General features: G+C 64.0%; 22 protein-coding genes. 10 read left to right on the forward strand and 12 right to left on the reverse strand.

Annotation, left to right across the window (positions count from 1 at the left end):
* Nucleotides 1–185: 185 nt before the first annotated feature.
* Together RB623_RS06405 and RB623_RS06410 are read left to right on the forward strand one after the other, a co-directional pair.
* On the forward strand, nt 186–1115 hold the full coding sequence (locus tag RB623_RS06405) for a rhodanese-related sulfurtransferase (RefSeq protein WP_308055941.1): 930 nt from the start codon (nt 186–188) through the stop codon (nt 1113–1115).
* Between the two features lie 96 nt (nt 1116–1211).
* Entirely contained in the window at nt 1212–1988 is a 777-nt protein-coding gene (locus tag RB623_RS06410) for a tellurite resistance TerB family protein (RefSeq protein WP_308055942.1), read from the forward strand.
* A 26-nt stretch (nt 1989–2014) separates the two neighbouring features.
* Here the strand turns inward: RB623_RS06410 and RB623_RS06415 are convergent, their stop codons facing one another.
* Complete coding sequence (locus RB623_RS06415) at nt 2015–2650, reverse strand: TetR-like C-terminal domain-containing protein (protein ID WP_308055943.1); 636 nt, start codon at nt 2648–2650, stop codon at nt 2015–2017.
* Nucleotides 2651–2990: 340 nt separating this feature from the next.
* Between RB623_RS06415 and RB623_RS06420 the strand changes: the two genes are divergently transcribed.
* The gene (locus RB623_RS06420; RefSeq protein WP_308055944.1) at nt 2991–3746 is read left to right on the forward strand and encodes an SDR family oxidoreductase; all 756 of its coding nucleotides are present in this window, start codon (nt 2991–2993) and stop codon (nt 3744–3746) included.
* Between the two features lie 48 nt (nt 3747–3794).
* Here RB623_RS06420 and RB623_RS06425 read toward each other — a convergent pair whose 3' ends face one another.
* Nucleotides 3795–4178, reverse strand: coding sequence for a YciI family protein (locus tag RB623_RS06425; RefSeq protein ID WP_308055945.1), 384 nt, complete (start codon nt 4176–4178; stop codon nt 3795–3797).
* A gap of 183 nt (nt 4179–4361) precedes the next feature.
* Between RB623_RS06425 and RB623_RS06430 the strand changes: the two genes are divergently transcribed.
* Nucleotides 4362–5246 carry a helix-turn-helix domain-containing GNAT family N-acetyltransferase gene (locus RB623_RS06430; RefSeq protein ID WP_308055946.1) on the forward strand — a complete coding sequence of 295 codons (885 nt, stop codon included), beginning with the start codon at nt 4362–4364 and terminating at the stop codon, nt 5244–5246.
* 3 nt (nt 5247–5249) lie between these two features.
* Here the strand turns inward: RB623_RS06430 and RB623_RS06435 are convergent, their stop codons facing one another.
* From RB623_RS06435 to RB623_RS06450, 4 genes are all read right to left on the reverse strand, one after another.
* Nucleotides 5250–5987 carry a sulfite exporter TauE/SafE family protein gene (locus RB623_RS06435; RefSeq protein WP_308055947.1) on the reverse strand — a complete coding sequence of 246 codons (738 nt, stop codon included), beginning with the start codon at nt 5985–5987 and terminating at the stop codon, nt 5250–5252.
* A gap of 91 nt (nt 5988–6078) precedes the next feature.
* On the reverse strand, nt 6079–7044 hold the full coding sequence (locus RB623_RS06440) for an XcyI family restriction endonuclease (RefSeq protein ID WP_308055948.1): 966 nt from the start codon (nt 7042–7044) through the stop codon (nt 6079–6081).
* Nucleotides 7041–7868: a site-specific DNA-methyltransferase gene (locus tag RB623_RS06445; RefSeq protein ID WP_374121651.1), complete on the reverse strand. Its 828-nt coding sequence runs from the start codon at nt 7866–7868 to the stop codon at nt 7041–7043. The genes RB623_RS06440 and RB623_RS06445 overlap by 4 nt, the downstream gene beginning before the upstream one ends.
* A gap of 243 nt (nt 7869–8111) precedes the next feature.
* Nucleotides 8112–9296: a pyridoxal phosphate-dependent aminotransferase gene (locus RB623_RS06450; protein WP_308055950.1), complete on the reverse strand. Its 1185-nt coding sequence runs from the start codon at nt 9294–9296 to the stop codon at nt 8112–8114.
* A 135-nt stretch (nt 9297–9431) separates the two neighbouring features.
* Between RB623_RS06450 and RB623_RS06455 the strand changes: the two genes are divergently transcribed.
* The 3 genes from RB623_RS06455 to RB623_RS06465 all read left to right on the forward strand — a co-directional run bounded on the left by RB623_RS06455 (nt 9432) and on the right by RB623_RS06465 (nt 11217).
* Complete coding sequence (locus RB623_RS06455) at nt 9432–10112, forward strand: GNAT family protein (RefSeq protein ID WP_308055951.1); 681 nt, start codon at nt 9432–9434, stop codon at nt 10110–10112.
* Between the two features lie 109 nt (nt 10113–10221).
* The gene (locus RB623_RS06460) at nt 10222–10980 is read left to right on the forward strand and encodes an SDR family oxidoreductase (protein ID WP_308055952.1); all 759 of its coding nucleotides are present in this window, start codon (nt 10222–10224) and stop codon (nt 10978–10980) included.
* Between the two features lie 27 nt (nt 10981–11007).
* Nucleotides 11008–11217: a hypothetical protein gene (locus tag RB623_RS06465; RefSeq protein ID WP_374121652.1), complete on the forward strand. Its 210-nt coding sequence runs from the start codon at nt 11008–11010 to the stop codon at nt 11215–11217.
* A 297-nt stretch (nt 11218–11514) separates the two neighbouring features.
* On the opposite strand, the gene RB623_RS06470 is transcribed toward RB623_RS06465, so the two are convergent.
* From RB623_RS06470 to RB623_RS06480, 3 genes are all read right to left on the reverse strand, one after another.
* Nucleotides 11515–12594 carry a nickel/cobalt transporter gene (locus RB623_RS06470; protein WP_308055954.1) on the reverse strand — a complete coding sequence of 360 codons (1080 nt, stop codon included), beginning with the start codon at nt 12592–12594 and terminating at the stop codon, nt 11515–11517.
* Nucleotides 12595–12607: 13 nt separating this feature from the next.
* Nucleotides 12608–13273 carry a DUF1007 family protein gene (locus RB623_RS06475; protein WP_308055955.1) on the reverse strand — a complete coding sequence of 222 codons (666 nt, stop codon included), beginning with the start codon at nt 13271–13273 and terminating at the stop codon, nt 12608–12610.
* A gap of 126 nt (nt 13274–13399) precedes the next feature.
* On the reverse strand, nt 13400–14263 hold the full coding sequence (locus RB623_RS06480) for an AraC family transcriptional regulator (protein WP_308055956.1): 864 nt from the start codon (nt 14261–14263) through the stop codon (nt 13400–13402).
* 116 nt (nt 14264–14379) lie between these two features.
* On the opposite strand from RB623_RS06480, the gene RB623_RS06485 reads away from it, so the two are divergent.
* A complete protein-coding gene (locus RB623_RS06485; RefSeq protein ID WP_308056198.1) occupies nt 14380–14757 on the forward strand; it encodes a VOC family protein in 378 nt (125 codons plus the stop codon).
* Between the two features lie 301 nt (nt 14758–15058).
* A complete protein-coding gene (locus RB623_RS06490) occupies nt 15059–17473 on the forward strand; it encodes a calcium-binding protein (RefSeq protein WP_308055957.1) in 2415 nt (804 codons plus the stop codon).
* 93 nt (nt 17474–17566) lie between these two features.
* On the opposite strand, the gene RB623_RS06495 is transcribed toward RB623_RS06490, so the two are convergent.
* The gene (locus RB623_RS06495; RefSeq protein WP_308055958.1) at nt 17567–19258 is read right to left on the reverse strand and encodes a calcium-binding protein; all 1692 of its coding nucleotides are present in this window, start codon (nt 19256–19258) and stop codon (nt 17567–17569) included.
* A gap of 532 nt (nt 19259–19790) precedes the next feature.
* Between RB623_RS06495 and RB623_RS06500 the strand changes: the two genes are divergently transcribed.
* Nucleotides 19791–20801, forward strand: a complete 1011-nt coding sequence (locus RB623_RS06500) for a helix-turn-helix domain-containing protein (protein ID WP_308055959.1) — start codon at nt 19791–19793, stop codon at nt 20799–20801.
* 138 nt (nt 20802–20939) lie between these two features.
* On the opposite strand, the gene RB623_RS06505 is transcribed toward RB623_RS06500, so the two are convergent.
* Entirely contained in the window at nt 20940–21839 is a 900-nt protein-coding gene (locus RB623_RS06505) for a LysR family transcriptional regulator (RefSeq protein ID WP_308055960.1), read from the reverse strand.
* Nucleotides 21840–22066: 227 nt separating this feature from the next.
* Entirely contained in the window at nt 22067–23260 is a 1194-nt protein-coding gene (locus tag RB623_RS06510; RefSeq protein ID WP_308055961.1) for an amidase, read from the reverse strand.
* Between the last annotated feature and the right edge of the window lie 292 nt (nt 23261–23552).

Genomic DNA, 23552 nt, shown 5'->3' on the forward strand with positions numbered 1-23552 from the left:
ACGGTCCGGGGAATGGTTGGAATTCAACCGATTTAGCAGAGTGGGCTGGGCAAGTCCACGAAACGACCCTGCATTTGGCGGCCGCGACGCGAGCAATCCGCGCAGGCCATCAGGCCGCCTGCGGGGTTCCGACGAGCCGGTCTTCGCCTTGAAAAGGCGCGGATGAACCGATACGGGCAGCGGCCATGACCTCGCCCCCACCAGAACAGGCTTTCCGCGTCGCCGCGCTCTATCGGTTCTGCCGACTGGATCGATTTGAGGAACTGCGCGCTTCGCTGGCCGCCTTCTGCTGCGGGCACGGCATCAAGGGCACGCTTCTGCTCGCGCATGAGGGCATCAACGGCACTGTCGCTGGAACCGAGGAGGCGATCGCCGCGCTGATCGACAAGCTGCAGGCGGTGCCGGAACTGGCAGGCCTCGACGTCAAATACAGCGGTGCAAACGAGATGCCCTTCCACCGCATGAAGGTGCGGCTGAAACGCGAGATCGTCACAATGGGCGTCGGGGACATCGACCCGACCGCCAGCGCAGGCGCCTATGTCGAGCCGGCGGACTGGAATGCGCTGATCGCCGACCCTGGCACGATCGTCGTCGATACGCGCAACGACTACGAGGTGCGGCTCGGCACTTTCCAGGGCGCGGTCGATCCGCATACCCGCAGCTTTCGGGATTTTCCCGCCTGGGCGCAAAAGCACCGCGAGGAACTCGCCGGCCGCAAGGTCGCGATGTTCTGCACTGGTGGCATACGCTGCGAAAAGGCGACGGCCTATGTGAAGTCGCTGGGCATCGAGGACGTGTTCCACCTCAAGGGCGGCATCCTGAAATATCTGGAAAATGTGCCGGCCAAGGAAAGCCTGTGGCGGGGCGAGTGTTTCGTGTTCGATGAGCGCGTCTCGGTCACGCATGGGCTGGCGGAAGGCGAGGCGGAGCTTTGCCGCGCCTGCCGGGCGCCGCTGACGCCGGCCGACCGCCTGTCGCCGAAATATCGGCCCGGTATTTCATGTGAGCGCTGCCACGACGAGCGCAGTGACGAGGACCGCGCCCGCTATGCCGAGCGCCAGCGCCAGGTGGAGCGCGCGGAGGCGCTGGGACTGCCGCTGCCGATCGGCAGTTGAGCTGCTGCGCCGGTCATTGCATTGTCGCGATGGTCTGCCTAATTCTGACGGACCTGTGACCGTCCCGGCCAGCGGGACCAGAAAGCGGAGGCCTTGATGTTCGATCCCAAGAAGCTGCTCGACGATCTGCTTGGCTCCAACGTGCCCGGTACCGGCGGCACGGTGCGTGACGGCGCCGGCAAGGCGATGCGGATGGCGAAGGACAACCCCCTTGCGGCGGGCGCGCTGGTCGCCGTGCTGCTCGGCACCAGCACAGGGCGCTCGGTGACCGGCACGGCGGCCAAGGTGGGTGGCTTGGCGGCAATCGGCGGGCTTGCCTATCATGCCTACAAGAACTGGCAGGCCGGAAAGGACACCAGCGAGACGGCGAGCTCCCAGCCTGAAATGCTGCCGCCGCCCTCGGACACGGGCTTCCATCCCGACAACGCTCCCCAGGGCGACGCCGAATTCGCGCTGTCGCTTATCCGCGCCATGATCGCCGCGGCCAAGGCCGACGGGCATATCGACGAGGAGGAGCGCAAGCGCATCTCCGACAAGCTCAGCCTAGCCGGCATCGGCGGCGACGCCGAAAAATTCCTGATGGCCGAGTTGGAGGCGCCGCTTGATCTCGATGCGCTCGCGGCCGCGGCCAAGACGGAGGAGCAGAAGGTCGAGCTTTATGCCGCCTCGCGGCTGGCGATCGATCCGAATTCGCGCGCCGAGCGCGGCTATCTCGACCTGCTGGCCGGCCGGCTCGGCCTGCCGGACGCGCTAATCGACCATGTCGAGGCGACTGTCTCCGCGGCCAAGGCCTCGGTGCCGGCAGAGCCAGCCTCCGCGCCCGAGCCGGCCCCGGCTCCTTCGACGACTCCGAAAGTCAACCCGCGCTGGTAGCCAGCCAGCTCCAGCTTTTTGGGCGTCTAACAGGTCTTTCCGCCCAGCGGCAGGGCACGCTCGATGGCGCGCAAGATCGTGCCTTCGCGGTCGGCCGCGAGGTCGGCCTCGGCGAATGCAAGGCGGCCGGCGATCAGCAGTTCCGCCAGTCCGTGGACCAGCGACCAAGCGGCGAGGATTTCGGCGCGACCTTCGGCCAATGTTAGCGGGTCGTCGCCACGTAGCGCCGCGACGCCCTCGACCAGTACCATGAAGGCCTCCGAAGCCGGCGTTGAAAAGTCTTCGGATGCGAAGTCCGGCCGTTTCGATCCGAACATCAGGTCGAAGAGCGCCGGATTGGCGAGCGCGAATTCCACGTAGCCCAGACCCGACGCGATAAATTGCGAGCGGGCGTTCCTCGGCGCCTGCAACTGCCTGTCGAGCATGGCGTCGCGAAAGCGCCGCGCCGCGAGCGCAGCCAGCGCCGTCAACAGATCCTTGGTGTCGCGGAAATGATGCGCCGGGGCGGCGTGTGACACGCCGGCGCGCTTGGCGACGCCGCGCAGGCTGAACCCTTCCACGCCCTTCTCGATCAGTTCCTGCTCGGCGGCGGCGAGTAGTGCGGCGCGCAGGTCGCCGTGGTGATAGCCGGCTCGTTGCCGTCGCGCCGTGTCCGATGCCATTGGTCCATCTCTGCGATCGGGTCGCCATACCATTCGCTTGCCTCCAACTCAATCTTGACGCCGTCAAAATTTGGTGCATTCACTACGGATGGCGCTTGCATGGCCGATGCCTGGACTGGCAGATTGATGAAATACTCCCGGCGGCAAATTTGCCCGCCAAAAGGGTTAACGTTTCGTTAACCCTTAAAGCGCATGATTCTCATCAGTCGGATCCGCCTTTCCTCCTCCCAAGCGCGGTTCAGATCAGGGCGGTCGCCAATGGCCGCCCTTTTTGTCGGGCGGCTTGCCCAATCCTTCCCGATCTGCAATGCCTCCGCGACACGGACACGGAGGAGACATCATGACTTCAGGCAGAACGGCGGTGGTCACGGGCGCGGGCACCGGCATCGGAAAGGCGACGGCCACGGCGCTGCTGCGCAACGGCTGGAACACGGTCTTTGTCGGGCGGCGGCAGGCGATGCTCGACGATGCGGTGGCTGCTGCGGGCTCGACCGAGGCCCGGGCCTTGGCTGTTTCCTGCGACATCTCGCAAGAGGCCGATGTCGAAAAACTGTTCAAGACGGTCATCGACACTTTCGGCCGCGTCGACCTGCTCTTCAACAATGCCGGCATGGGCTTCAAGTCGACGCCGATCGACGAGATCCCGGTGTCGGTGTGGACCGACATGGTCGGTGTGAACCTGACCGGCTCGTTCCTGTGCGCCCGCGCCGCCTTCGGCGCCATGCGCCGGCAGTCGCCGCAAGGCGGGCGCATCATCAATAACGGATCGGTTTCGGCCTACGCGCCGCGTCCGGGCTCGGTACCCTACACCGCGACCAAGCACGCCATCACGGGGCTTACCAAGACGCTGGCGCTCGACGGACGGCCGTTCGACATCGCCTGCGGGCAGATCGACATCGGCAACGCGCTGACCGACATGGCGCATGCCATGACGGTGGGCGTTCCGCAGGCCAACGGCACGATGGCGGTAGAGGCCGTCATGGACGTGCAGCATGTCGCCGACGCGGTGCTGCACATGGCGAACCTGCCGCTCGACGCCAACGTGCTGTTCATGACGGTGATGGCGACCAAGATGCCGTTTGTGGGACGGGGGTGACGGGCGGAAGGCCTCGGCGCTTCCGTCTAGCCAGATGGCGATCCTGCGCTACTCCGCGGCCGTCTCCGGAAACGGCGCGCCCGGCAGAAAGAGCCTGACCGGCCGGATTTCATAAACCGCAGTCCGGTTGACGCGGCGCAGGCTGCGCGCGATTTCGACCGCGGCATCGCGGTCTTCGGCCTCGACCATATAAAGACCGAGCAGTTGCTCCTTCGTCTCGGCGAAGGGGCCGTCTATGACCATGCCGGCGCCCGGCCCGCGCAGCGTGAATGCGTCCTTGGTCGAACCGAGCCGGGCGGCGGGGCCGAATGTGCCCTCCTCGACATAGCGCGCGTGGACGGTGAGAAGATCCGTCATCAGCGCTGAGGCCTCGTCCTGCGTCATCGCGGTGATCGTGTCTTCGACGTGGTAGGCGAGCATCGCATAAAGCATCGGCTTTCCTCTCTTGGTCTCGGCCGGACGGCTATGTTGGCGGCGAAACAGAGCCGGTTCCGGCTTTTCGTGCAAGTCTGTTGTCCACTCGCTCCTGACATTGACCCGGCATGGCCACGGCCGGCGTGGACATGCCAGTGGCCGGAACTTGCATGTGGAAAGATATCTGACTAAAGTCAGATAATGCAAGACGGACAGATCGAGCAGATACGCCGCTTCAACCGGCTGGTCTCGCAGCGCATCGGCGCGCTTGACGACAGCTATCTGTCGCGCGGCCGACCGCTCGGCGAGGCGCGGCTGATCTTCGAGACAGGACAGGGCGAGGGCAGGGATGTGCGCTTTTTGCGCCGCCGGCTCGGTCTCGACGCCGGCTATCTCAGTCGGCTGCTGCGATCGCTGGAGGGCCAGCAACTCGTCGAGGTCGGCAGGGCGGAGGCCGACGGCCGCGTGCGCCAGGCGCGGCTGACCGCCAAGGGACGCGATGAGTATGCTGCCTACGACGCGCTTTCCGACGAGATGGCGCGCGCGATGCTGGCGTCGCTGGGCGAGGCGCAGCGCGAGCGGCTGGTGGCGGCGATGGCGGAGGTCGAGCGGCTGCTGCGCATCGCGGCTCTGGAGGTCTCAGTGGAGGCTCCGGACAGCGACGAGGCGCGCTTTTGCCTCGGCGAATATTTTGCAGAGCTGGCGCGGCGCTTCGAGGAAGGTTTCGACCTGGAACTCGGCAAGGCGGCCGAAGCATCTGAGATGATGCCGCCAAAGGGCTGGTTCGTGATGGCGCGCATCGACGGCGAGCCCGCCGGCTGCGGCGTGCTGAAGACACTTGAAGAAGGCATCGGCGAGATCAAGCGTGTCTGGGTGTCGCCTTCGGCGCGCGGACTGGGCATCGCGTCGCGGCTGATGGAAAAGCTCGAATCCATTGCCCTGGAGGCCGGTCTGACGACCGTGCGGCTCGACACCAACCGGGCCCTCTCGGAAGCGCAGGCGATGTACCGAAAACTGGGCTACCACGAGATCGAGCGCTACAACGACAATTTTTACGCCAACCACTGGTTCGAGAAACGGCTATAGGCGTCAAAGCGCGGCGACCCCCTGCACGGCCGAGATTAGCGCCAGCAGGCCGAGCAGCGCCAGCACGCCCTTGCGGAACACGGCCGGGTCGGCGCCCTTGAAGCCGCGCGAGCCGACCCATACGCCGACCAGCAGCGCCGGCAGGAACATCAGGGCGCGCAAGACGCTGTCCCAGGTCAGCAGCCCCTCATGCGCCAGCATCGGCAGCGCCATCATGTCGGTGCCGAGGAAATAGGCGATCACTGAGGCGCGGCCGGCAATGTTGCCGGCCGGCGAGGCGAAATAGAACAGGATCACCGGCGGGCCGCCGGTGCCGAAGGCGCCGTTGAGCAGGCCGGACGCGCCGCCGGTCGTCACCGAGGCGAGCGTGCCCGGCATGGTTTTCAGCGCAAAGCCGCGCCACAGCAGGATGGTGAAGATCAGCACCACGATGCCCAGCGCCACTTGCATGGGCGCGGCGGGCACGTTGGCGAGGAACCACACGCCGAACGGCGTTCCAATGAGGCAACCGATCAGCAGCGGCAGGATCGAGCGCCAGTGCACGTCCTTCCAGATGCCCGGCAGCAGATGGATGCTGGCGGCGATCTCCAGCATGAAGATCGAAGGCACGATTTGCGAAGGCGGCAGCACCAGCGACAGCGCGGTGACGGTCAGCAGCGAGAAGCCAAATCCCGAATAGCCCCGCACGATTGCCGCGAGGAAAACGCACACGACCGAAAAGACGATGATGCCGGCAGACATGCGCCACTATGACGTGGCGGTAGCCGGTTTCGCGGTCCAGATGGCGGTCGGCTTGAGGGCCAGGGCCAGTGGCAGAGCTATTGGCGTCGTGTCAGCGAGGAGTCGGAATTCCCGTCATTGAAATGACGCGATCTTCGAAGTCATCAAACTCCTGGCCAGTCGCCTTTACCAAACTCGATATCCGATAAAATCTATTGCTCGTGGGTGATTCGCGCGAGGCCATTGCCAAGTCAATCCGGTCTACATTTACGATTGTCCAGCACTCCACATAACCAGCCGCGCGTGCTTTCTGGTGACTTTTTTCCGCCTCACCAATGCGGTTGTGAATGTTTGAAAAATCTGTTCCGCCTTTGACCTCGATCGCAACAATATTGCGATAGGTTTCGGGGCGAAGCTCTTCGCGGATAACGATATCAGGATCAGCGGCGAATTGAATAAGTACGAGCCGGCTTGCCGCGTTTCGAACCTTCAGTTCACGGGTCTCCGACACCTCCACGTGTTCCTGGACGATTTCTTTTATAACATTGAAGACCTGCACGATTCCGGCAGTCCCTCGCCGCACATTGGCACCACCGCGCCACTGTGGTCCTAGTGTGAGGAGCGTCAAATCATCAAGCAACGCCGTCGTGACCTTCTGTCCGGCTATCCCGGTAAGCAAATGCGAGCCAGCCTCACACATTTCCTTGCAGAAATTCGACAAGTGCTCCTCAAGTTCGGCTCGCAATGTGCCCCTTGTTTCCATGCCACTGAACTTTCCAGCGCCTGTAGCCGAGGTATAGAACTCCTTCTGGCTGTATCCATAGAGCAGACGGTAGTATCCCAACAATCTCGGATTTGCCGTCAGCACCAGTGGAACCGGGAACATCATCTCGCCCCTAATGCCAAAGCTGGCGAGTTGCGCTAGGCTATGGGCTGAAACGTTGTCGGCGAGTTCGCGATCCAAGGCCGGAATATCCAACTTCCGTACTGTTTCGCGCAAGGCCTCCTGAAGCATGTGCCGCCTGATCTCGGCAAGAGCAACACTGAACTCAATCTGCAGTTCAGGTAATGGGATCATGCCGCAACCCGGACAATCGTCCGGTTGTCTGCGTTGAGCCGTTCGGCTGCCAACGCGACATACTCTGGATGTAACTCGATACCCGCATAAGACCGATGTAGCTGCTCGGCCACCAACCCGACAGTTCCTGAGCCAAAAAACGGGTCCAGCACGAAATCACCTGGTCGCGTAGAGGATCGCAAGCAAGGTTCGATCAACTTAGGGGGAAAGGTCGCAAAATGTGCTCCCGGGAACGGCAAGGTATTAATGTTCCATACTGAGCGAAGATTACGGTTGTTTACTTCACGGACAGCATCGCGATCATAGAAATAACGCTCTCCTTTGGAGAACATAAATAGATATTCGTGAGCTCGTGTTGGGCGATCCCGCACGCTTTCAGGCATAGCGTTCGGCTTATGCCAAATCACATCAGCACGTAGATACCAGCCGTCATCCTGAAGCGCGAAAGCCAAACGCCATGGGATGCCTAAAAGATCCTTTGGTTTCAAACCATCAGGTGTATCGGGGCGCACCGTCATGGCGCGTGCGCGATTCTTTTTGTCCGGAGCGCGCCAACCACGATTACCACTCGTATAGCCATCCCCGACGTTTAGCCAAAAAACTCCATCGTCGCGCAAAACGCGCCTTGCCTCGCGAAACACCTCGACCAACCGAAAAATAAACTGCGGCAACGTTGGTTCGAGTCCAATCTGGTCCGGAGTATTGTAGTCTCGTAGGCCCCAGTAAGGGGGTGATGTTATTATACATTGCGCGGCCTCATCCGGCAGGCGGCGCAAGACTGTCAACGCATCTCCTTCAATGATGATGCTTTCGCGCAATGGCATCTGAGGTGATCGTTTGATGCGGGCAGTCTTCATATTCCAATACCGCGATTCTGATTGATTCGGCGGCTCAGTTTCGCGATTGAACCTGCCTCTTTCAAGCTTGGCGTTTCGAACCAAGTGAAATAGCGAACGTGCCATGTCCTCCCCTCCTCCAATGGGAAAAGACATACCTCAACAAGAACATAAAGTGAACAGATAATAAGATAGGCAACAAGCGGGAATTGAGAGGGCTTTCAGCGTTTCTCACGCTGCTAGAAAATTACCCACCCGCTCCAGCGCCCGCAAGATGTTCTCCTCCGAATTGGCGTAGGAAAGCCGGATATAGCCTTCGCCGAGCACGCCGAAATCCGGACCGCCGATCAGCGCCACGCCGGTTTCCTCCAGCAGCGCAGAGGCCAGTTTTTTGGCCTTCCAGCCGGTCTTCGAGATGTTGGGGAAGGCGTAGAAGGCGCCCTTCGGCGTGATGCAGGAGACGCCGGGCAGCTTGTTCAGGCCATCGACCACAACCTTGCGGCGGCGGTCGAACGCCTTCATCATCACATCCACTGCGTCCTGCGGCCCGTCGATGGCGGCGATGCCGGCATGTTGCGACGGGGCGTTGACGCAGGACCAGCAATTGACCGCCAGTTTTCGCACCTTGTCGTACAGATGGCTGCTGGCGTCCGAGTTCGGCCAGATCGACCAGCCCATGCGCCAGCCGGTCATCGCCCAGGTTTTTGACCAGCCGTTGAGCACGATCAGGCGCTCGCGCAGTTCCGGAAATTGCAGCAGCGAGCAGTGCTGTTCGCCGTCATAGGTCATGACGTCGTAGATCTCGTCGGAGAGGATGGCGACATGCGGATGCTTTTCCAGCCCCTTCGCCAGTTTCTCGATCTCGGCGCGCGGCGTGACGCCGCCGGTAGGGTTGGCCGGCGAGTTGAGGATCAGCAGCCGCGTCTTCGGCGTGATCAGCGCAAGCGTCTCCTCGGCCGAGAAGGCGAAGCCGTTTTCTTCGCGGATCGGCACCGGGACCGGCTTGGCGCCGGTGAATTCGATCATCGAGCGATAGATCGGGAAGCCGGGATCCGGATAGAGGATTTCGGCGCCCGGTTCGCCGAACATGACGATCGCCGCATACATGGTCGGCTTGCCGCCGGGCAGGATCATGACGTTTTCCGGCGAGACTTCCACGCCGGTGGTGGTGAGCGTACGGCGCGCCACCGCCACGCGGGTGGCGAGCAGGCCGGTGGCCGGCGTGTAGCCGTGATGGCCGTCGCGCAGCGCCTTGATGGCCGCCTCGACGATATGCTCGGGCGTGCGGAAATCCGGCTGGCCGATGCCGAGATTGATGATGTCCTTGCCTTGCGCGGCGAGCGCCGTGGCGCGGGCGAGCACGGCGAAGGCGTTTTCCTCGCCGATGCGGTCGAAGGCGGCAATCGTTTGGAGCACTTTTCCTCCCCATCTGGTTCTAGCGCATGGCCCCGAAAACCCAACGAGTTCGGGAAAATCATGTGCTACTGAAATCTTGCGGGTGCGCGTTTTTGTGAGCCTCGCGCCGCAAAGTCAATCGGAGCAAGGCCGGCCTTGGACGAAGATCTGAAAAACTGGACCGCGCGCCCCCGTCCCGAACGCAAGGTGCTGGAGGGCCGCTACGCGCGGCTGGAGCCGCTGTCGGCGGCGTGGCATGGCGACGGCCTGTTCGAGGCGGCGACAACAGCCAATGCCGACGAGCGGTTCCGCTGGCTCGGCGAATATCCACCGGAGAGTCGCGCCGCGCTGCAACCTTGGCTGGACAAGGCCGAAGCCAGCGAGGATCCGCTGTATTTCACGGTAATCGACAAGGCGTCGGGCAAGGTCGCCGGCCGCCAGACATTTCTGCGCATCGACACGGCCAACGGGTCGATCGAGATCGGCCATATCCATTGGGGGCCGCTGATGCAGCGCAAGCCGGCGGCGACCGAAGCGCATTTTTTGTTCATGCGCTACATCTTCGACGAACTCGGCTACCGCCGCTGGGAGTGGAAGTGCAACAACCGCAACGAGCCCTCCAAACGTGCCGCTTTGCGTTTCGGTTTCCAGCCTGAGGGCGTGTTCCGGCAGGCCATGGTGATCAAGGGCGAGAACCGCGACACCGCATGGTTTTCGATCATCGACAAGGAATGGCCGGCGCTGAAGCGCGCCTATGAGGCATGGCTCGATCCGTCGAATTTCGATGCCTCCGGCCAACAGAAGAAGCGGCTGGAAGAGTTTCGCGCCGCAGGCTGAAGTCCAAAAAGCCGAGATAGATCAAGACTTTTGCCGGCCAATGCACTAAGCCTGCGCCGGGCGGCGCGGTGGACGGTCCGCGAAATGGCAATGGCGTCAGGGAGAGACAATGGCCGGACGACTGAAGGGCAAGGTCGCGGTGGTGACCGCCGCGGGGCAGGGGATCGGCCGGGCCATCGCAGAGGCGTTCGTGGCCGAAGGCGCGACCGTTTTCGCGTCGGACGTGTCGCGCGACAAGCTGGAAGGGCTGGCGCGCGCCAAGAAGGCGAAACTCGACGTGCTGTCGACCAAAGCCGTTGAATCCTACGCCGCAAAGGTCGGCAAGATCGACATATTGGTCAATGTGGCGGGTTTCGTGCATCACGGCACGGTGCTGACAACCTCCGAGAAAGATTGGGATTTTTCTTTCGACCTCAACGTCAAGTCGATGCATCGGACGATCCGCGCGTTCCTGCCCGGCATGCTGGAACGGGCCAGGGAAACGGGCAAGACCTGTTCAATCGTGAACATTTCGTCGGGGGCTTCCTCGGTGCGGGGGATACCCAACCGGTATGCCTATGGGGCGAGCAAGGCGGCGGTGATCGGGCTGACGAAAGCGGTGGCGGCGGACTATATTCGCGAGGGAATCCGCTGCAATGCGATTGCGCCGGGAACGTTTCGGTCGCCGTCGTGGGAAGATCGGGTGGAGGAACTCGGCAGAACAGTCGGCAGCAAGGACAAGGCCTTGGAAATGTTCGTCAATCGCCAGCCGATGGGACGCGTCGCGGATGCCGCCGAAATCGCCCCCGTGGTGGTTTATCTGGCGGCCGACGAGGCGGCCTTCACCACCGGTACCGTGATCAATGTCGACGGCGGTTTCGCGCTTTGAGGATCATACTTCGATGGATTTCGCCCTCTGATGGATGCTGACAACCGCAATGCGGCGATCGCCGCGCTGGTGATCGTGCTGGCTTTCGGCCTGGGCGCGTTCTACCTGCCGACGATCATGCTGGCGATCGGTGGCTATTCGCCTGTAATTGCAGGGATTTTCGCCGTGCTGTTCGTCGCGGCGTTCTTCCTGGTGTTTTGGCTGCGCGGCCGCCGGCAGCGCCGGCGCGGCCGCTGACGAAGCTCAGCCAGAAATCAATGTGAAGCCGGGAATATCGAGCAATCTCAACGGCCTGTGCGGCATGTCAGGACAGCACAGGCTTTTCGAGTTTCACAAAACCCGTGGAAAGCGCGATGGAGGCGCACTTCCGAGCGCTTTCGTGTTCTCCGGGCTGCGTTTCGCATTCGCGCGCTTGGACTGATCCCGACCAGCCGTCGATGAGTCCGGGGAGAGTTTAGCTTTTCCGCAGAAGGCCGAAGCACGCAAAGGTTGGGCACTGTCGGAAAAGGCAAACCGCCCCCCGTCGTCCCAACCTTATGCCTTGAGGCTGGCGCCGAGGAGCGCCAGGCCGAGCAGGAAGACCAGCAGCGCGCCGGCGATCTCGATCGAGGCATGCACCCGGTTGCCGGTGCGGCCGTCGCCGGCGAAAGCCACGGCCCAGTTCTTAGCGGTGACGGCCAGCGTGGCAAGGATCGAGACTGTGATGGCGGTGCCGACCGACATGGCAAGGACCGAAAGCAGTCCGGCGGCGAACAGGCCGTTGAGGAAGGCGAAGGAGAGCACGATCAGCGCGCCGGTGCAGGGGCGCAGGCCGACGGCGGCCACCGCCGACCAGGCGGTGCGCCAGTCGAAGCGGTCGCCGGAGATCATCGACGGGTCGGGCGCATGGCTGTGGCCGCAGGTCTCGCAGACCATGGTGACGCCGGGCGCGCCGGCGTCGGAAGCGACGAAGGCATGGTCGTAGCGCGGCGCGGCGCGGCGTTCCACCGGGCCGAACAGTTTGCCGGCCGGGCTGTCGGCCTGGGCGGCCGAAAGGCTCAGCGCCGGGTTGAGGCCGAACAGGCCGGCCATGCGCGGCAAGGCCTTGCGCCATAGCAGCCAGGCGCCGAAGAGCGTGATCAGCGCATAGCTGGCGATCTCCAAAAACCAGGTGGCGTCGGTCATCGAAACGGCGGTGCCGCGAAGTACAAGAAAGACCAGCGTCATCACGACAATAGCCGTCAGCGCTTGAAGGAACGCCGAGACGAAGGAGAGCATGATGCCGCGCCGCAGCGCCACCTCGTTGGCCAGCATGTAGGACGAGATGACGGCCTTGCCATGGCCAGGCCCGGCGGCGTGGAAGACGCCGTAGGCGAAGGAGAGCCCGACCAGGATCCAAAGCTGGCTGCCGTCCTGGCGCATGGCCTTCAGCGCTCCGGTGAGCGAGCGATAAAAACCCTGCTGCTGGACGTTGATCCAGTTCATGAAGCCGGAAAACAGGCCGGTGGAGGGCACCATCGCCTCGTTGGTGCCGATGCCGAGCGAGCTTTGCGCATGGGCGAATGTCGCGAATTGGCTGGCGACGACGACCAGCGTGAGCAGGGCGAGGGGCGCGCGAAGCGTCGATTTCGTCATCCGGCGCGGCCCGTCACCCGTTCGCCTGGCACGCGATTTCAAGTTTCGTGGCGAAAATCTTGCTCATGTCGGTGCCGGTGGGATCGTTGAAAAAGGCCTCGGTCAGCGTCGACTGGTTCTGGGCGAGGGCCTCGTCGGGGTCGGGCCGGATGACCGTGGTCGAGCAGTCGGCCGGCTTGTCGACGACGGTGAGGTTGGCGTCCTCGGTAAAATCGATCGCCGTGTAGAAGGTCGGGTCGTAGACGCCGAAATCCACCTTGCCGGAAAGCTTCAGCGGCTCCTTGGGCGCCGATTCGAACAGAATGATGAGTTGCTGGTCCTCGAAACTGGCGATCAGTTTCGGCGGCGGCTGCATCGCCACGTCCTTGCCGTCGGCGGTGGCCACCTGGAAATAGTTGTATTCGGCGAGCGAGGCATGGACGGTGTTGGCGACGTCCTGCAACTCGGCGTCGTCAAGCTTCAGGTCGGAGTTCTTGTCGAACTCCATCAGCACGGTGGAGGAGAAAAGATCGTCGAAACGCCAGAGATGGCGCAGCGCTTTCACGGTGCGGTCCGGATTGATCACCACATCCAACCTGGCCTCGGCGAAGACATGCGGATGCACCAGCGCCGGCCCGGTAGAGGCACCAAGTAGCAAAGCCGCGGCTGCCGCTTTCGTAAGCTGATGGGAAAAAGGCATCCTCGGGTCCGGCTGATTTGCGGGCCCGAGGATTACCAGAAAGCGGGCGAAAATGGGACCGGAAGGTCGGTCGAGATTGACGCAGGCGGGGAAAATCGCAAACGCGGAAGGCCGACTGCCGCCCTCTCACCCCGCCCGGCGGAAGGCCGTCGGGTTCTTGCCGAAGCGCTCGCGGAAGGCTGCGTTGAAGGTGGAGAGGTCGCCGAAGCCGCTGTCGTAGGCGATGGCCGAGACGGCTTCGGGCGTGGTCAGGAGACGCAGCGCGGCGCGGCGCAGCCGCAACGCCAGGACATGCTGGTAGGGCGTCGTGCCCAGCGCGCGGCGGAAGACGCGAAGGAAATGAAACTTGCTCATCGCTGCCACGCCGGCCAGCCGGTCGAGATCGAGCGGTTGTTCGGCATGGTTCTCGATGTGGCGCAGCGCCCGCGACAGCCGGCGTGAATCCTGCGCCGAGACGCGCGCCGCCACCGCGCCCGCGCCCGAGAGCGCGCGCACCACGCCCGCCACGAAGCCGACCAGATCCTCCTCGATCTTCAGCCGGTCGCGCTGCCTGCCGCCGGCTTCCAGCATGACAGTATGCGGCAGCGTCTCGCGTGCCGACGGCAGCATCGCCGCCGGAAAGCGGAATTTCGACGAGCCGGCCGCCGTCGCCGCGATCTCCGCGAAATAATCCGGCGCGAACTTCACGGCGATGCAGCGGTCGCCGACGCCGTGGTCGTGGCCGCACTCGTAGCAGGCGCCGTGATTGCCGAGCAAGAGCGCGCCGGGATGCAGCAGAGCCCGGCCGCGATCCGATGCGTAGTTGAACGAACCGGCGACCACGGCCGCGATCGAGACCGATTCATGGCGCTCCTCGAACGGCCGGTCGCCCGGCCCCGCCTCGCAGACATAGTCGTGAATGGACCAGCCGCGCCCGTCGGCAAGCCGCGACGTGGCGGGGACGCCGACGTGCGTCGCCTGCATGTCGAATTCGCCGGACAAGCTATCCATGGCGCAATCATAGCAATTTTCCCCAAGTGCCGGAAAGCGCGCCGCCGCAGATTGCCGCCATCTCATGACGGTCGCTGCCTTGCAGGCCGTCCAATTCATTGGAGTGTACAATGGCGATGATCGACCATGTTTCCATCGGCGTCCGCGACGTGGGGCGCGCCAAGAAATTCTACGATGCGGTGCTGGCGCCGCTCGGTTATTCCTGCTTGAGCGACAGCGCGACCTCTCTGGGCTACGGCAAGGACGCGGTCGCGCTCTGGATCGGCCAGAGCAGTCGCCCGGTCCCGGAAGACACCGGCTCGGGCCTGCATTTCTGCTTTTCCGCGCCGACCCGCAAATCCGTCGCCGCTTTCCACGAAGCGGCGCTGAAGGCAGGCGGCCGCGACAACGGCCCGGCCGGGCTGCGCGCCGACTACGGCGACAATTATTACGCCGCCTTCGCCGTCGACCCGGACGGCTACCGGATCGAGGCATATTGCGGGGCGGCCGAGTAGCCGCCGCGCGCCGACTCTCTGGCCCGTGCCGCGCAATCCCCAAAGGGACAGCGGCATCGGGCCGGAACTTTGCCAGCCGGACGACAGCCTTTGCGCGGGCGTCGTCCATCCCCGCCGGGAAACCGGCGGCAGGCCGGCCAATCACCAGACGGGTCTAAGGGCCGCAAGGGCCTTGCAACGGTGCCGCACCGTCCGGCGCGGCCTCCATTGCAAGTCTTCGAAGGCCTCAAGGGGAACTTTCCACGCGGACGGGCGATGCCCGGTCCGGGAACCTCAACGCTGCGCATAGCGGAGACCCATCATGACCACCACACCCACATTCTGGGGCAATGAAACCATCATCTCCAACCGCACCGACGATTTCCAGGGGCAGGTCGTCGGCCTTGCCGACAACACCTTCGCCATCGTCTGGTCCGACAGCCTGGACATAGGCGGGCGCCACTACAACGAGACAGGGGCCGCCGCCAGCGGCGACTTCATGGCCGCGGTCTCCGACGGCATCCCACAGAACATCCATTCGCCGCGCATCGTCCAGCAGGCCAACGGCAAGGTCGTGGTCGATTTCGACTTCGCGTTCCAGTCCGGCGACATCGACATCTTGCGGCACGCGGTGAACGCCGATTTCATGCCGCGCTCCAAGGTCGACGGGCTGGAGATCGAATTCGGCACCGACGAACTCCTGCTCGACACCACGGCTACCGCATCGGGCGGCACGGCTTCCGTCTTCGCTTATGGCGACGAGAACCATCTGGCGATGCGCTTTTATGACGAGGACGGCGACAAGACGACCACGTCACCGATCCGCATCGGCGAGGAAAGCGACGGCATCCAGCGGCTCGGCGCGGTGGCGGGTCTGAGCACCGGCAACGTGGCGATAGCCTACGAGAATTTCGACCCCGACACAGGCATCCGCACGGTCAACCTGGCCTTCGTCCGGCCCAACGGCTCGGTTCCCGCCACCTTCGTCGTCGGCGACACCGGCAACGCCGCTCGCCCCGACATCGCCCGGATGAAGGATCTGCCGCTGCTGCCGACCGACTTCGTGGTAGTGTTCCAGGACGTCGGCAAGGGGATCTACTTCCGCCGCTACAACGACTTCGGCGTGGCGCTCGACGAGCAGCCGCAACTGATCGCCGGCTCGGCCAACAGCATCTCGGCGAAGGTGACGGGGCTCAACGATGGCGGCTTCATCGTCGCCTGGATCAACCTCTCCGGCATGGAGGGCGACGGCACCATAGAGCAGGAGATTTTCCTGCAGCGCTTCGACGCCAACGGCATGGCGGTCGGCGTGCGGCTGGAGATCGACAAGCCGGGCGACCAGATTCTCACCAGCATCGCCACGCTGGACGATGGCCGCGTCATCCTCACCTACCAGAGCGAGACGGGGGATTCGACCGGCGAGGCGACACTCAACTACCGGATCATCGATCCGCGCGACGATTTTCTCGCCGGCGGCAACGGCGACGACAACATCGTCGGCCGTGAGGACGGCGCCACCCTGCATGGCGAGGAAGGCAACGACCGCCTCACTGGCCGCGCCGCGGACGATACGCTGATCGGCGGGGAGGGCGCCGACGTCATGCGCGGCGGCGGCGGCGACGACACCTATTGGGTCGACAATGTCGGCGACGTGGTGACCGAATTCGACGGCGAGGGCGGCGATACGGTGCTGACCTCTGTCAGCTATGCGCTGGCGCAGACGGCGGCGGTCGAGGTTTTCGCTACCACCGATGCGAGGGCCACGACGGCGATCGACCTGACTGGCAACCAGTATGCGCAGACGATCCAGGGCAATGCCGGCCAGAACACGATCAAGGGCGGCGGGCCGGGCGGCCAGGCCGACGAACTGGTCGGGCTTTCCGGTAACGACAGGTACATCGTCTACAATGCCGGCGATTTGATCTTCGAGACCGCGACCGAAGGCACCGCCGACCGCGTTCTGGCCGGCGTCAGCTACAAGCTTGGAGCCGGCGTCCACATCGAGATGCTGACCACCACCTCGGGTTCCGGCACCGCGGCGATCGACCTCACCGGCAACGAAATGAAACAGGAGATTATCGGCAATGCCGGCAACAACATCCTGCATGACGGCGGCAAGGGTGCGTCCGACGTCATGCGCGGCCTCTCCGGCAACGACACCTACCGGGTCTTCAACAGCGAGGACGTCATCGTCGAGACGGCATCGCAGGGGACGGCCGACCGAGTGATCGCCGCCGTCGACTACCGGCTGGGCAAGGGCGTCCATGTCGAGATGCTGACCACCAACGGCTCGACCGGCACCACGGCGATCGACCTTTCCGGCAACGAGATCGGCCAGGAGATCACAGGCAATGCCGGCGTCAATTTCATCGACGGCGGCGGTGGCAAGGACACGCTGCGCGGCGGCAGCGGCCAGGATTTTTTCGTTTTCTCCACCGCGCTCGGCGCCGGCAATGTCGACACCATCGTCGACTACAGCACCGCCGCCGACACCATCCAGCTCGTCGACACCGTCTTCGCCGCGCTCCCCGATGGCCCGCTCGCGACCGCCGCCTTTCGTGCCAACATGACGGGCCTGGCCGCCGATGCCAGCGACCGCATCGTCTACGAGACCGACACCGGAAGATTGTACTACGATCCGGACGGAACCGGCGCCGCCGCGCGGATCCACTTCGCCACGCTGACCGGCGGCCTGGCGCTGACCCACGCGGATTTCCATGTGGTCGAGGCGATCTGACGAAGAGCGGGCGGCCCTGGCCGCCCGCTCTCGCCCACGCCATGGATCTGGCTGGCCGTGCCCCTCGGCCGGCCTGGCGTCGACTGTGTAGGGTTATGCTATCGAGAAGTCCGCGTTGGTGATCGCCGGCATCCCCACCAGCCCCACGAACAGGATACCGGCGCCGGCGCCATTGCCGTCGGCGTCGTAGTAGACCGAACCCGTATCCGTCTCGTAGATGATGCGGTCGGTGGCGTCCTGGGCCTGGCCGGTGGTGTTGGCGCGGAACGCGGCGGCCGACAGCGTGCCCGGCGTCAGTTCCGTGAAGATGGCGTCGGACAAAAGGATGCGGTCGTCGGCGGCGTTGAAATCGAGGATCAACGCGGCGTCGGCATTGTCGACGCCGAATTTTGTGTTGAACACGAACGTGTCCTTGCCGCCAAGCCCTCTCAGTGTATCGGCGCCACCTCGTCCCTCAAGCCGGTTGTCGCCGGCATTGCCGATCATCTCCTGGATGAAGCCATTGCCGGTGAGGTCGATACCAGAGGTGCCCAACGACCCGTTGGTGGTCATCATCTCGATCTCGGCATCCGCGGCGAGCTTGTAGTCCACCGCCGCAGTGACGCGGTCGAGATTTCCCCCGAACATCGCCTCGACGACTTCAGTCGCGGAATCGTAGACATAATACGTGTCGTTGCCCTGCAATCCGCGCAGGATGTCCTGGCCGCCGCCGCCCTTGAACGTATTGGCGGAATTGTTGCCGGTGAGATCGTCATTGTGGGCCGATCCGATCAGGTTTTCCACCGACTGGTAGCTGTCGCCCTTTGCCTCGCCGGTGTTCTCCGTCGGGCCGAACAGGCTGGCGACGACGCCGGCCGCCGCACCCGCATAAGAGGCCGTGTCCGAGCCGTCGCCGCCATGAAGCGCGTCGCCGCCCAGGCCGCCGACCAGGATGTCGTCACCGCCTTCGCCGCGCAGCGTGTCGTTGCCGCCGAGGCCGATCAGCGTATCGTTGCCCCAGTCGCCGCCCAGCGTGTTGGCGCCGCCATTGCCGGTGATGGTGTCGCCATAGATCGAGCCGCTGACGTTTTCGATGGAATTGAACGTATCGCCGGCCGCGCCGCCCGCATTGAGGGAAGGGTCGGCAAGACTGACGACCACCTCGGGTCCGGAGAGATAGTCCGCGGTGTCCGTGCCCTTGCCGCCGCTGAGGTAGTCGGTGCCCTCGCCGCCGATAAGCGTGTCGTCGCCGTCCCCGCCGGCGATCGTGTCGTCGCCGTCGTGGCCGATGAGGCGGTCGTCGCCGCCATTGCCTTTCATCACGTCATCCAGGTCTCCGCCGGCATAGACGTCGCGCGCTCCGCTGCCGTTGTAGGTCCAGTCGAAGGTGCGGAACAGGGCGTCGAGGTTCGAGCCGTTGCCGGTCTCGAAAAAATCCATCAGCATTTCGCCAAAGTCCGCGGCGTCGATGGACAGGCCGGAGATGGTCAGTCCCGGTGAGGACCCGATACTGACATGGTTGGTGATGACGCCGCCGAGGCTGATGCTGAGCGAGGTGATCGTGCCGCTGTCGGGAATGGAGTCGCCGCCGTAGACGAGATTGCTGCCGCCTACCACGATGCTGCCTTGCAGCATGGTGTAGGCGCCCGGCTGGCCCTGCGGAATGGTGCGGCCCCAGACGAAGCCGGTGCTGCTGGCGTGCCTGAAGCTGCTGCCCTCGATGAGCGCGGCGTCAGACAATTGGGTGATCGGCGTGCTGACGAGATCCAGGGCGCTCGCGGGGACGATCTGTACAACGGTAGGCATGGTGTTCTCCTTGAAATGAAATTTCCATCGGCGTTCGACGGAGTCATGATTTGATCGCGCGCGCATCTTTGTCCGGATGCAATCCGAACCGGCACGCGTCCCAGATGAATGGATTTTTTATTGCCGATTGACGGCTTATGTTTTTATGAGATCCCTGTGGGACTTCGTTGTTCCCACGAGATACTTATAGTTCCGGCGACCGACGTGTCGTTGCCAAGCAAGAAAACTTGGGCCTGCCGGCCGTCGCTACGTCTTCGGATCAAAGGTCCGAACGACGCTTTCGCCTGATGGACATGCCGATGGGCATCTCTTCCGCGCAAAGTTCGTCGCTTCTTGTTTCGATCGGGTACCGGTGATTGCCCCTCACCGATCCGTTTCGTGGCGGGGTTGTGCTGCGGCCGGCGATGAAAATCTATCCGCCAGGCGCAACGACTATCCAGAAAACGAAATCGAATGCGGGAATATGTGGCAATTTGCGGATATTTCTGTATGAAGCGGTCAGGTTTGCCAAAAATTGCCGCAGAAACTGGTCATGACCATGCACGCGTCACCGCTTTCAAACCACGTCCTGTTCCAGACCGGCGACCTTGATTGCGCGCGCGAGCGCGTCGCCGAGAAATTCTGCAGTCACCGGCTGGAGCTTTTGGGCGACCGCGCGCAATTCGACGCGGCCCACCATCATGTTCCGGGCACCATGTTGTCGCTGAACTATATCCGCTATGGCGCCGACGTGCTGGTCGATCCGGGAGAACTGGAGCACTTCTACCTCATCCAGATGCAGGTCCGGGGCGGGGCGACCATCCGCAACGGCTGCGACGAGTTCTCGACGGATGCGGACCATGCATCGGTGCTCAACCCGCACTGGGCGACCAGGATGCGATGGTGGGCGGGATGCGAACAGATCCTGGTCCAGGTCAAGAAGGCGCCCTTCCATGCTTTCGTCGAGCGCCTGCTCGACCGCGTCTTGCCCGGTCCGGTCGCCTTCGCCCCGCGTATCGACCTGACGCGTCCCGAGATGAAGCAGTGGCGGGCGCTTGCCGCGGCGCTGTTTCAGAAAGCCGAGACCGGGCCGGCGCCGGATATCTCGTCCTCGCTCTGTGAACAGCAATTGCTCGAACTGTTCTTTCGCCAGCAGCCGAACAACATGTCCCACTTCATCGACGACGCACCGGCCGCACCCGCGCCGCGCCATCTGCGCCGGGCGAACGAGTTCCTGCGCGAGAACGCCGCCGAGCCGATCGGCGTGCTCGACATCGCCGAGGCCGCCGGTGTCACCGCAAGGACGCTGCAGACGGCGTTCAGGAGCGCCTACGGCCTGTCGCCGATGCACGCGCTCGGCCGCGAGCGCCTGCGCCGCGTGCGCTTCGACCTGATGGATGCCGGCGGGCCGGCCACCGTCGCGGATGCGGCGCTCAAATGGGGCTTTTCCCATCTCGGGCGGTTTTCGCAGGCATATCATCGCCAGTATGGCGAAATGCCGAAGGACACGCTGAGGGCGCGCGGCGAGGCGGTCCCGTCCGCGGCCGGCCGCCGGCCGCATTAGACGACAGCACTGCATCGTCCCACATCGGCGTCTTCCGTGACCTCGGCCGCAATCGCCGACCATCTCTGCCTGCCCGGCTGGCGCCGGCGCAGGCCCGCTCCAGGCCTGCATGTCCTGAAGCGAGCCGGACGATCCCTGTCACCCCGCTCCGTTCTTGCGGAACCACTGCACCAGAAAATCGACGAAGACGCGGACTTTTGCCGGCAGGTAGCGGCGGTGGGGGTAGACGGCAAAGATGCCGCCGCCGCGCGGGATGCGGTCGTCGAAGATCGGGACAAGCTTGCCGCTGGCGATGTCCGGCTCGGCGATGAAGTCGGGCAGCACCGCCCAGCCAAGGCCGGAGACGGCGGCCGCGCGCGCCGCCATCGGGCTGTTGACCTCGATGCGGCCGGTGACCGAGACGGTTGTCGTCTCGCCGTCTTCGCCGACGAAGGGCCAGTTGGAAAGCCAGCGGCCGTTGGTGTCGACGACGCAGGGTTTTGCCGCGAGGTCCTGCGGGCGGACGGGCATGCCGTATTTATCGATGACTTCGGGCGAGGCGCAGAGCCTGACCGAAAAGGGCGACAGGCGCCGGGCGATGAGGGACGAGCTTTCCAGCCTGGTGATGCGGATGGCGAGATCAAAACCTTCCTCGACCAGATCGACAAAACGGTCGTCGAGCTGGATCTCCAGCACGATCTCCGGATGCTCGCGGGCAAAATCGATCAGCGCCTGGCCGATCGGCGCGTCGGCGAAGGTGCGCGGCGCCGACAGTTTTATGCGGCCGCGCACGTCGCCCGAGGATTCGCGCACGTCGTCGGCGAGGCTGTCGATCTCGCGGACGATTTCGGTGGCACGGCGAAAATAGGTGTGCCCGGCCTCGGTCAGCGAGAACTGGCGGGTGGTGCGGTTGAGTAGTAGCGCGCCGAGTTCGTCCTCCAGCTCGCGCACATATTTCGAAAGCAGCGCTTTTGAGCGGCCGATCTTTCGTGCGGCGGCGGAAAAGCCCTCGGCCTCGACCACGTCGATGAAGGCGCGCATGCGGGTGAGGGTGTCCATTCAGGCGCGTCCAAGGGAAAGAACGAATGCCCCCTCCACCAACTTCGGCGGTCTGGGTGTATTGGCGATAGGACGCCCCCTCCACCACGCTTCACGTGGTCCCCCTCCCCCGCTTCGCAGGGGAGGAACCAGCGGCGCAGTCGGTACGCCCTGGATCCTCCCCCGTTTACGGGGGAGGGGGACCACGCGAAGCGTGGTGGAGGGGGCGCGTTCGACGGTTGGCGGCATCACTCTACTCCCGCACCCGCCAGAATCTTGCGCCCCAGCCTGATCAGCGAAACATCGCTATCGGGCGGGCCGACGATGGAGAGGCCGAAGGGCGCGCCGTGGACGGTGCCCAGTGGCAAAGTGATCTGCGGGCAGCCGGAGAGGCCGGCCAGGCAGAGCAGGTGCAGCGCGCGTTCGCGGTAGCTCTGCAGATCATCGGGCGAAGCGCTCTTCAGCGGGGATGCGCCGGGCACGGTGGGCAGCACCAGCACCGCGCCGTCCTTCAGAAGCTCCAGCATCTCGGCGCGGAAGGTGAGGCGGCGGACGCGCTCGGCATGCACGGTCTGCTCGTCGATCGTCCTGCCATAGCGGAAACGCTCGAGCGTGGCGGGGGCAACCGTATCCCCATGCGTTTCAAGCCAAGCGCCGTGCGCGCCCCAGGCTTCAAAAGCCTGGATGTTGCGGAAGCAGAAATAGAGTTCGTCCGGCGTCGAGGTGAACGGGAAGGTTTCGCGCCGCTCGATCGGTAGGCCGAGGAAGGTTTTCATGCGCTCATATTCGGCGGCTTCCTCCGGGCCGGCGACAAAAGCATCCATCGTGTCGAGCGTCACCGCCTTGGCGATCAGCGCTCGATTCGCATCGCGGCCGAGCAGGATTTTTCCGACCGCCTCGTAGATCTCGATGTCGGCGGCGAACCAGCCGACCGTGTCGAGGGAAGCAGCGAGCGGCATGGCGCCGTCGATCGGGATGCGGCCCTGCGTGGTGCGCAGCCCGATCAGGCCGCAGAAGCTGGCCGGGGCGCGGACCGAGCCGCCGGTGTCGGAGCCGATGGCGATGTCGGCCAGCCCGCCGGCCACCGCCGCCGCCGAGCCGCAGGAAGAGCCTCCGGTGAAGCGGTCCGGCGCCTTGGGATTGACGGGATAGGGAAAATGCACGTTCTGGCCGAACAGCGAGAAGGCCAGTTCGTCGGTCACGGTCTTGCCGGCGAAGCGCGCGCCCGAATCGAGCAGCGCCTTCACGCAGGAGGCGCTTTGTGTAGCTGGAACCGCCTGCTCGAACTTTTTCGGATTGCCGCAGCCGGTGCGAAAGCCCTCGACGTCGAATATGTCCTTGACGCCCAGCCGCAGCCCATCGAGCAGGCCGGATTCCGCATGCGCGACAGGCACTTGCGGCAGGTCGAGGAAAGCGTTGAGGGCGTCGCGGGTGCCAATCATCGTTCACTGTTTCCTGTCTGCTGCGGCAGAATTGTTCGCGTCTCGAAGAATTGCAAGCGGAGTGCATTTTTTCGTTGATTGTGACAGCCAAGATTCCTATATCGCGCTTGCCCAAAGTCGCACGTGCCTGTGGGCGTCCCCCGACCCTCGGAATGGCGAGATGTCGGGACGGTACCCGGGAAGTAACGAGCCCGGTCGGTTCAGCGGCCAACCGCCGATCCGAGGACGTCTTGAAGCAACGACGGTGCGGGCCTTTCTGGTCTCTGTCGGCAGTCCAACGCCGACAATTACT

The sequence above is a fragment of the Mesorhizobium sp. LHD-90 genome (genome assembly GCF_030929505.1).
In the GTDB taxonomy this organism is placed as follows: Bacteria; Pseudomonadota; Alphaproteobacteria; order Rhizobiales; family Rhizobiaceae; genus Kumtagia.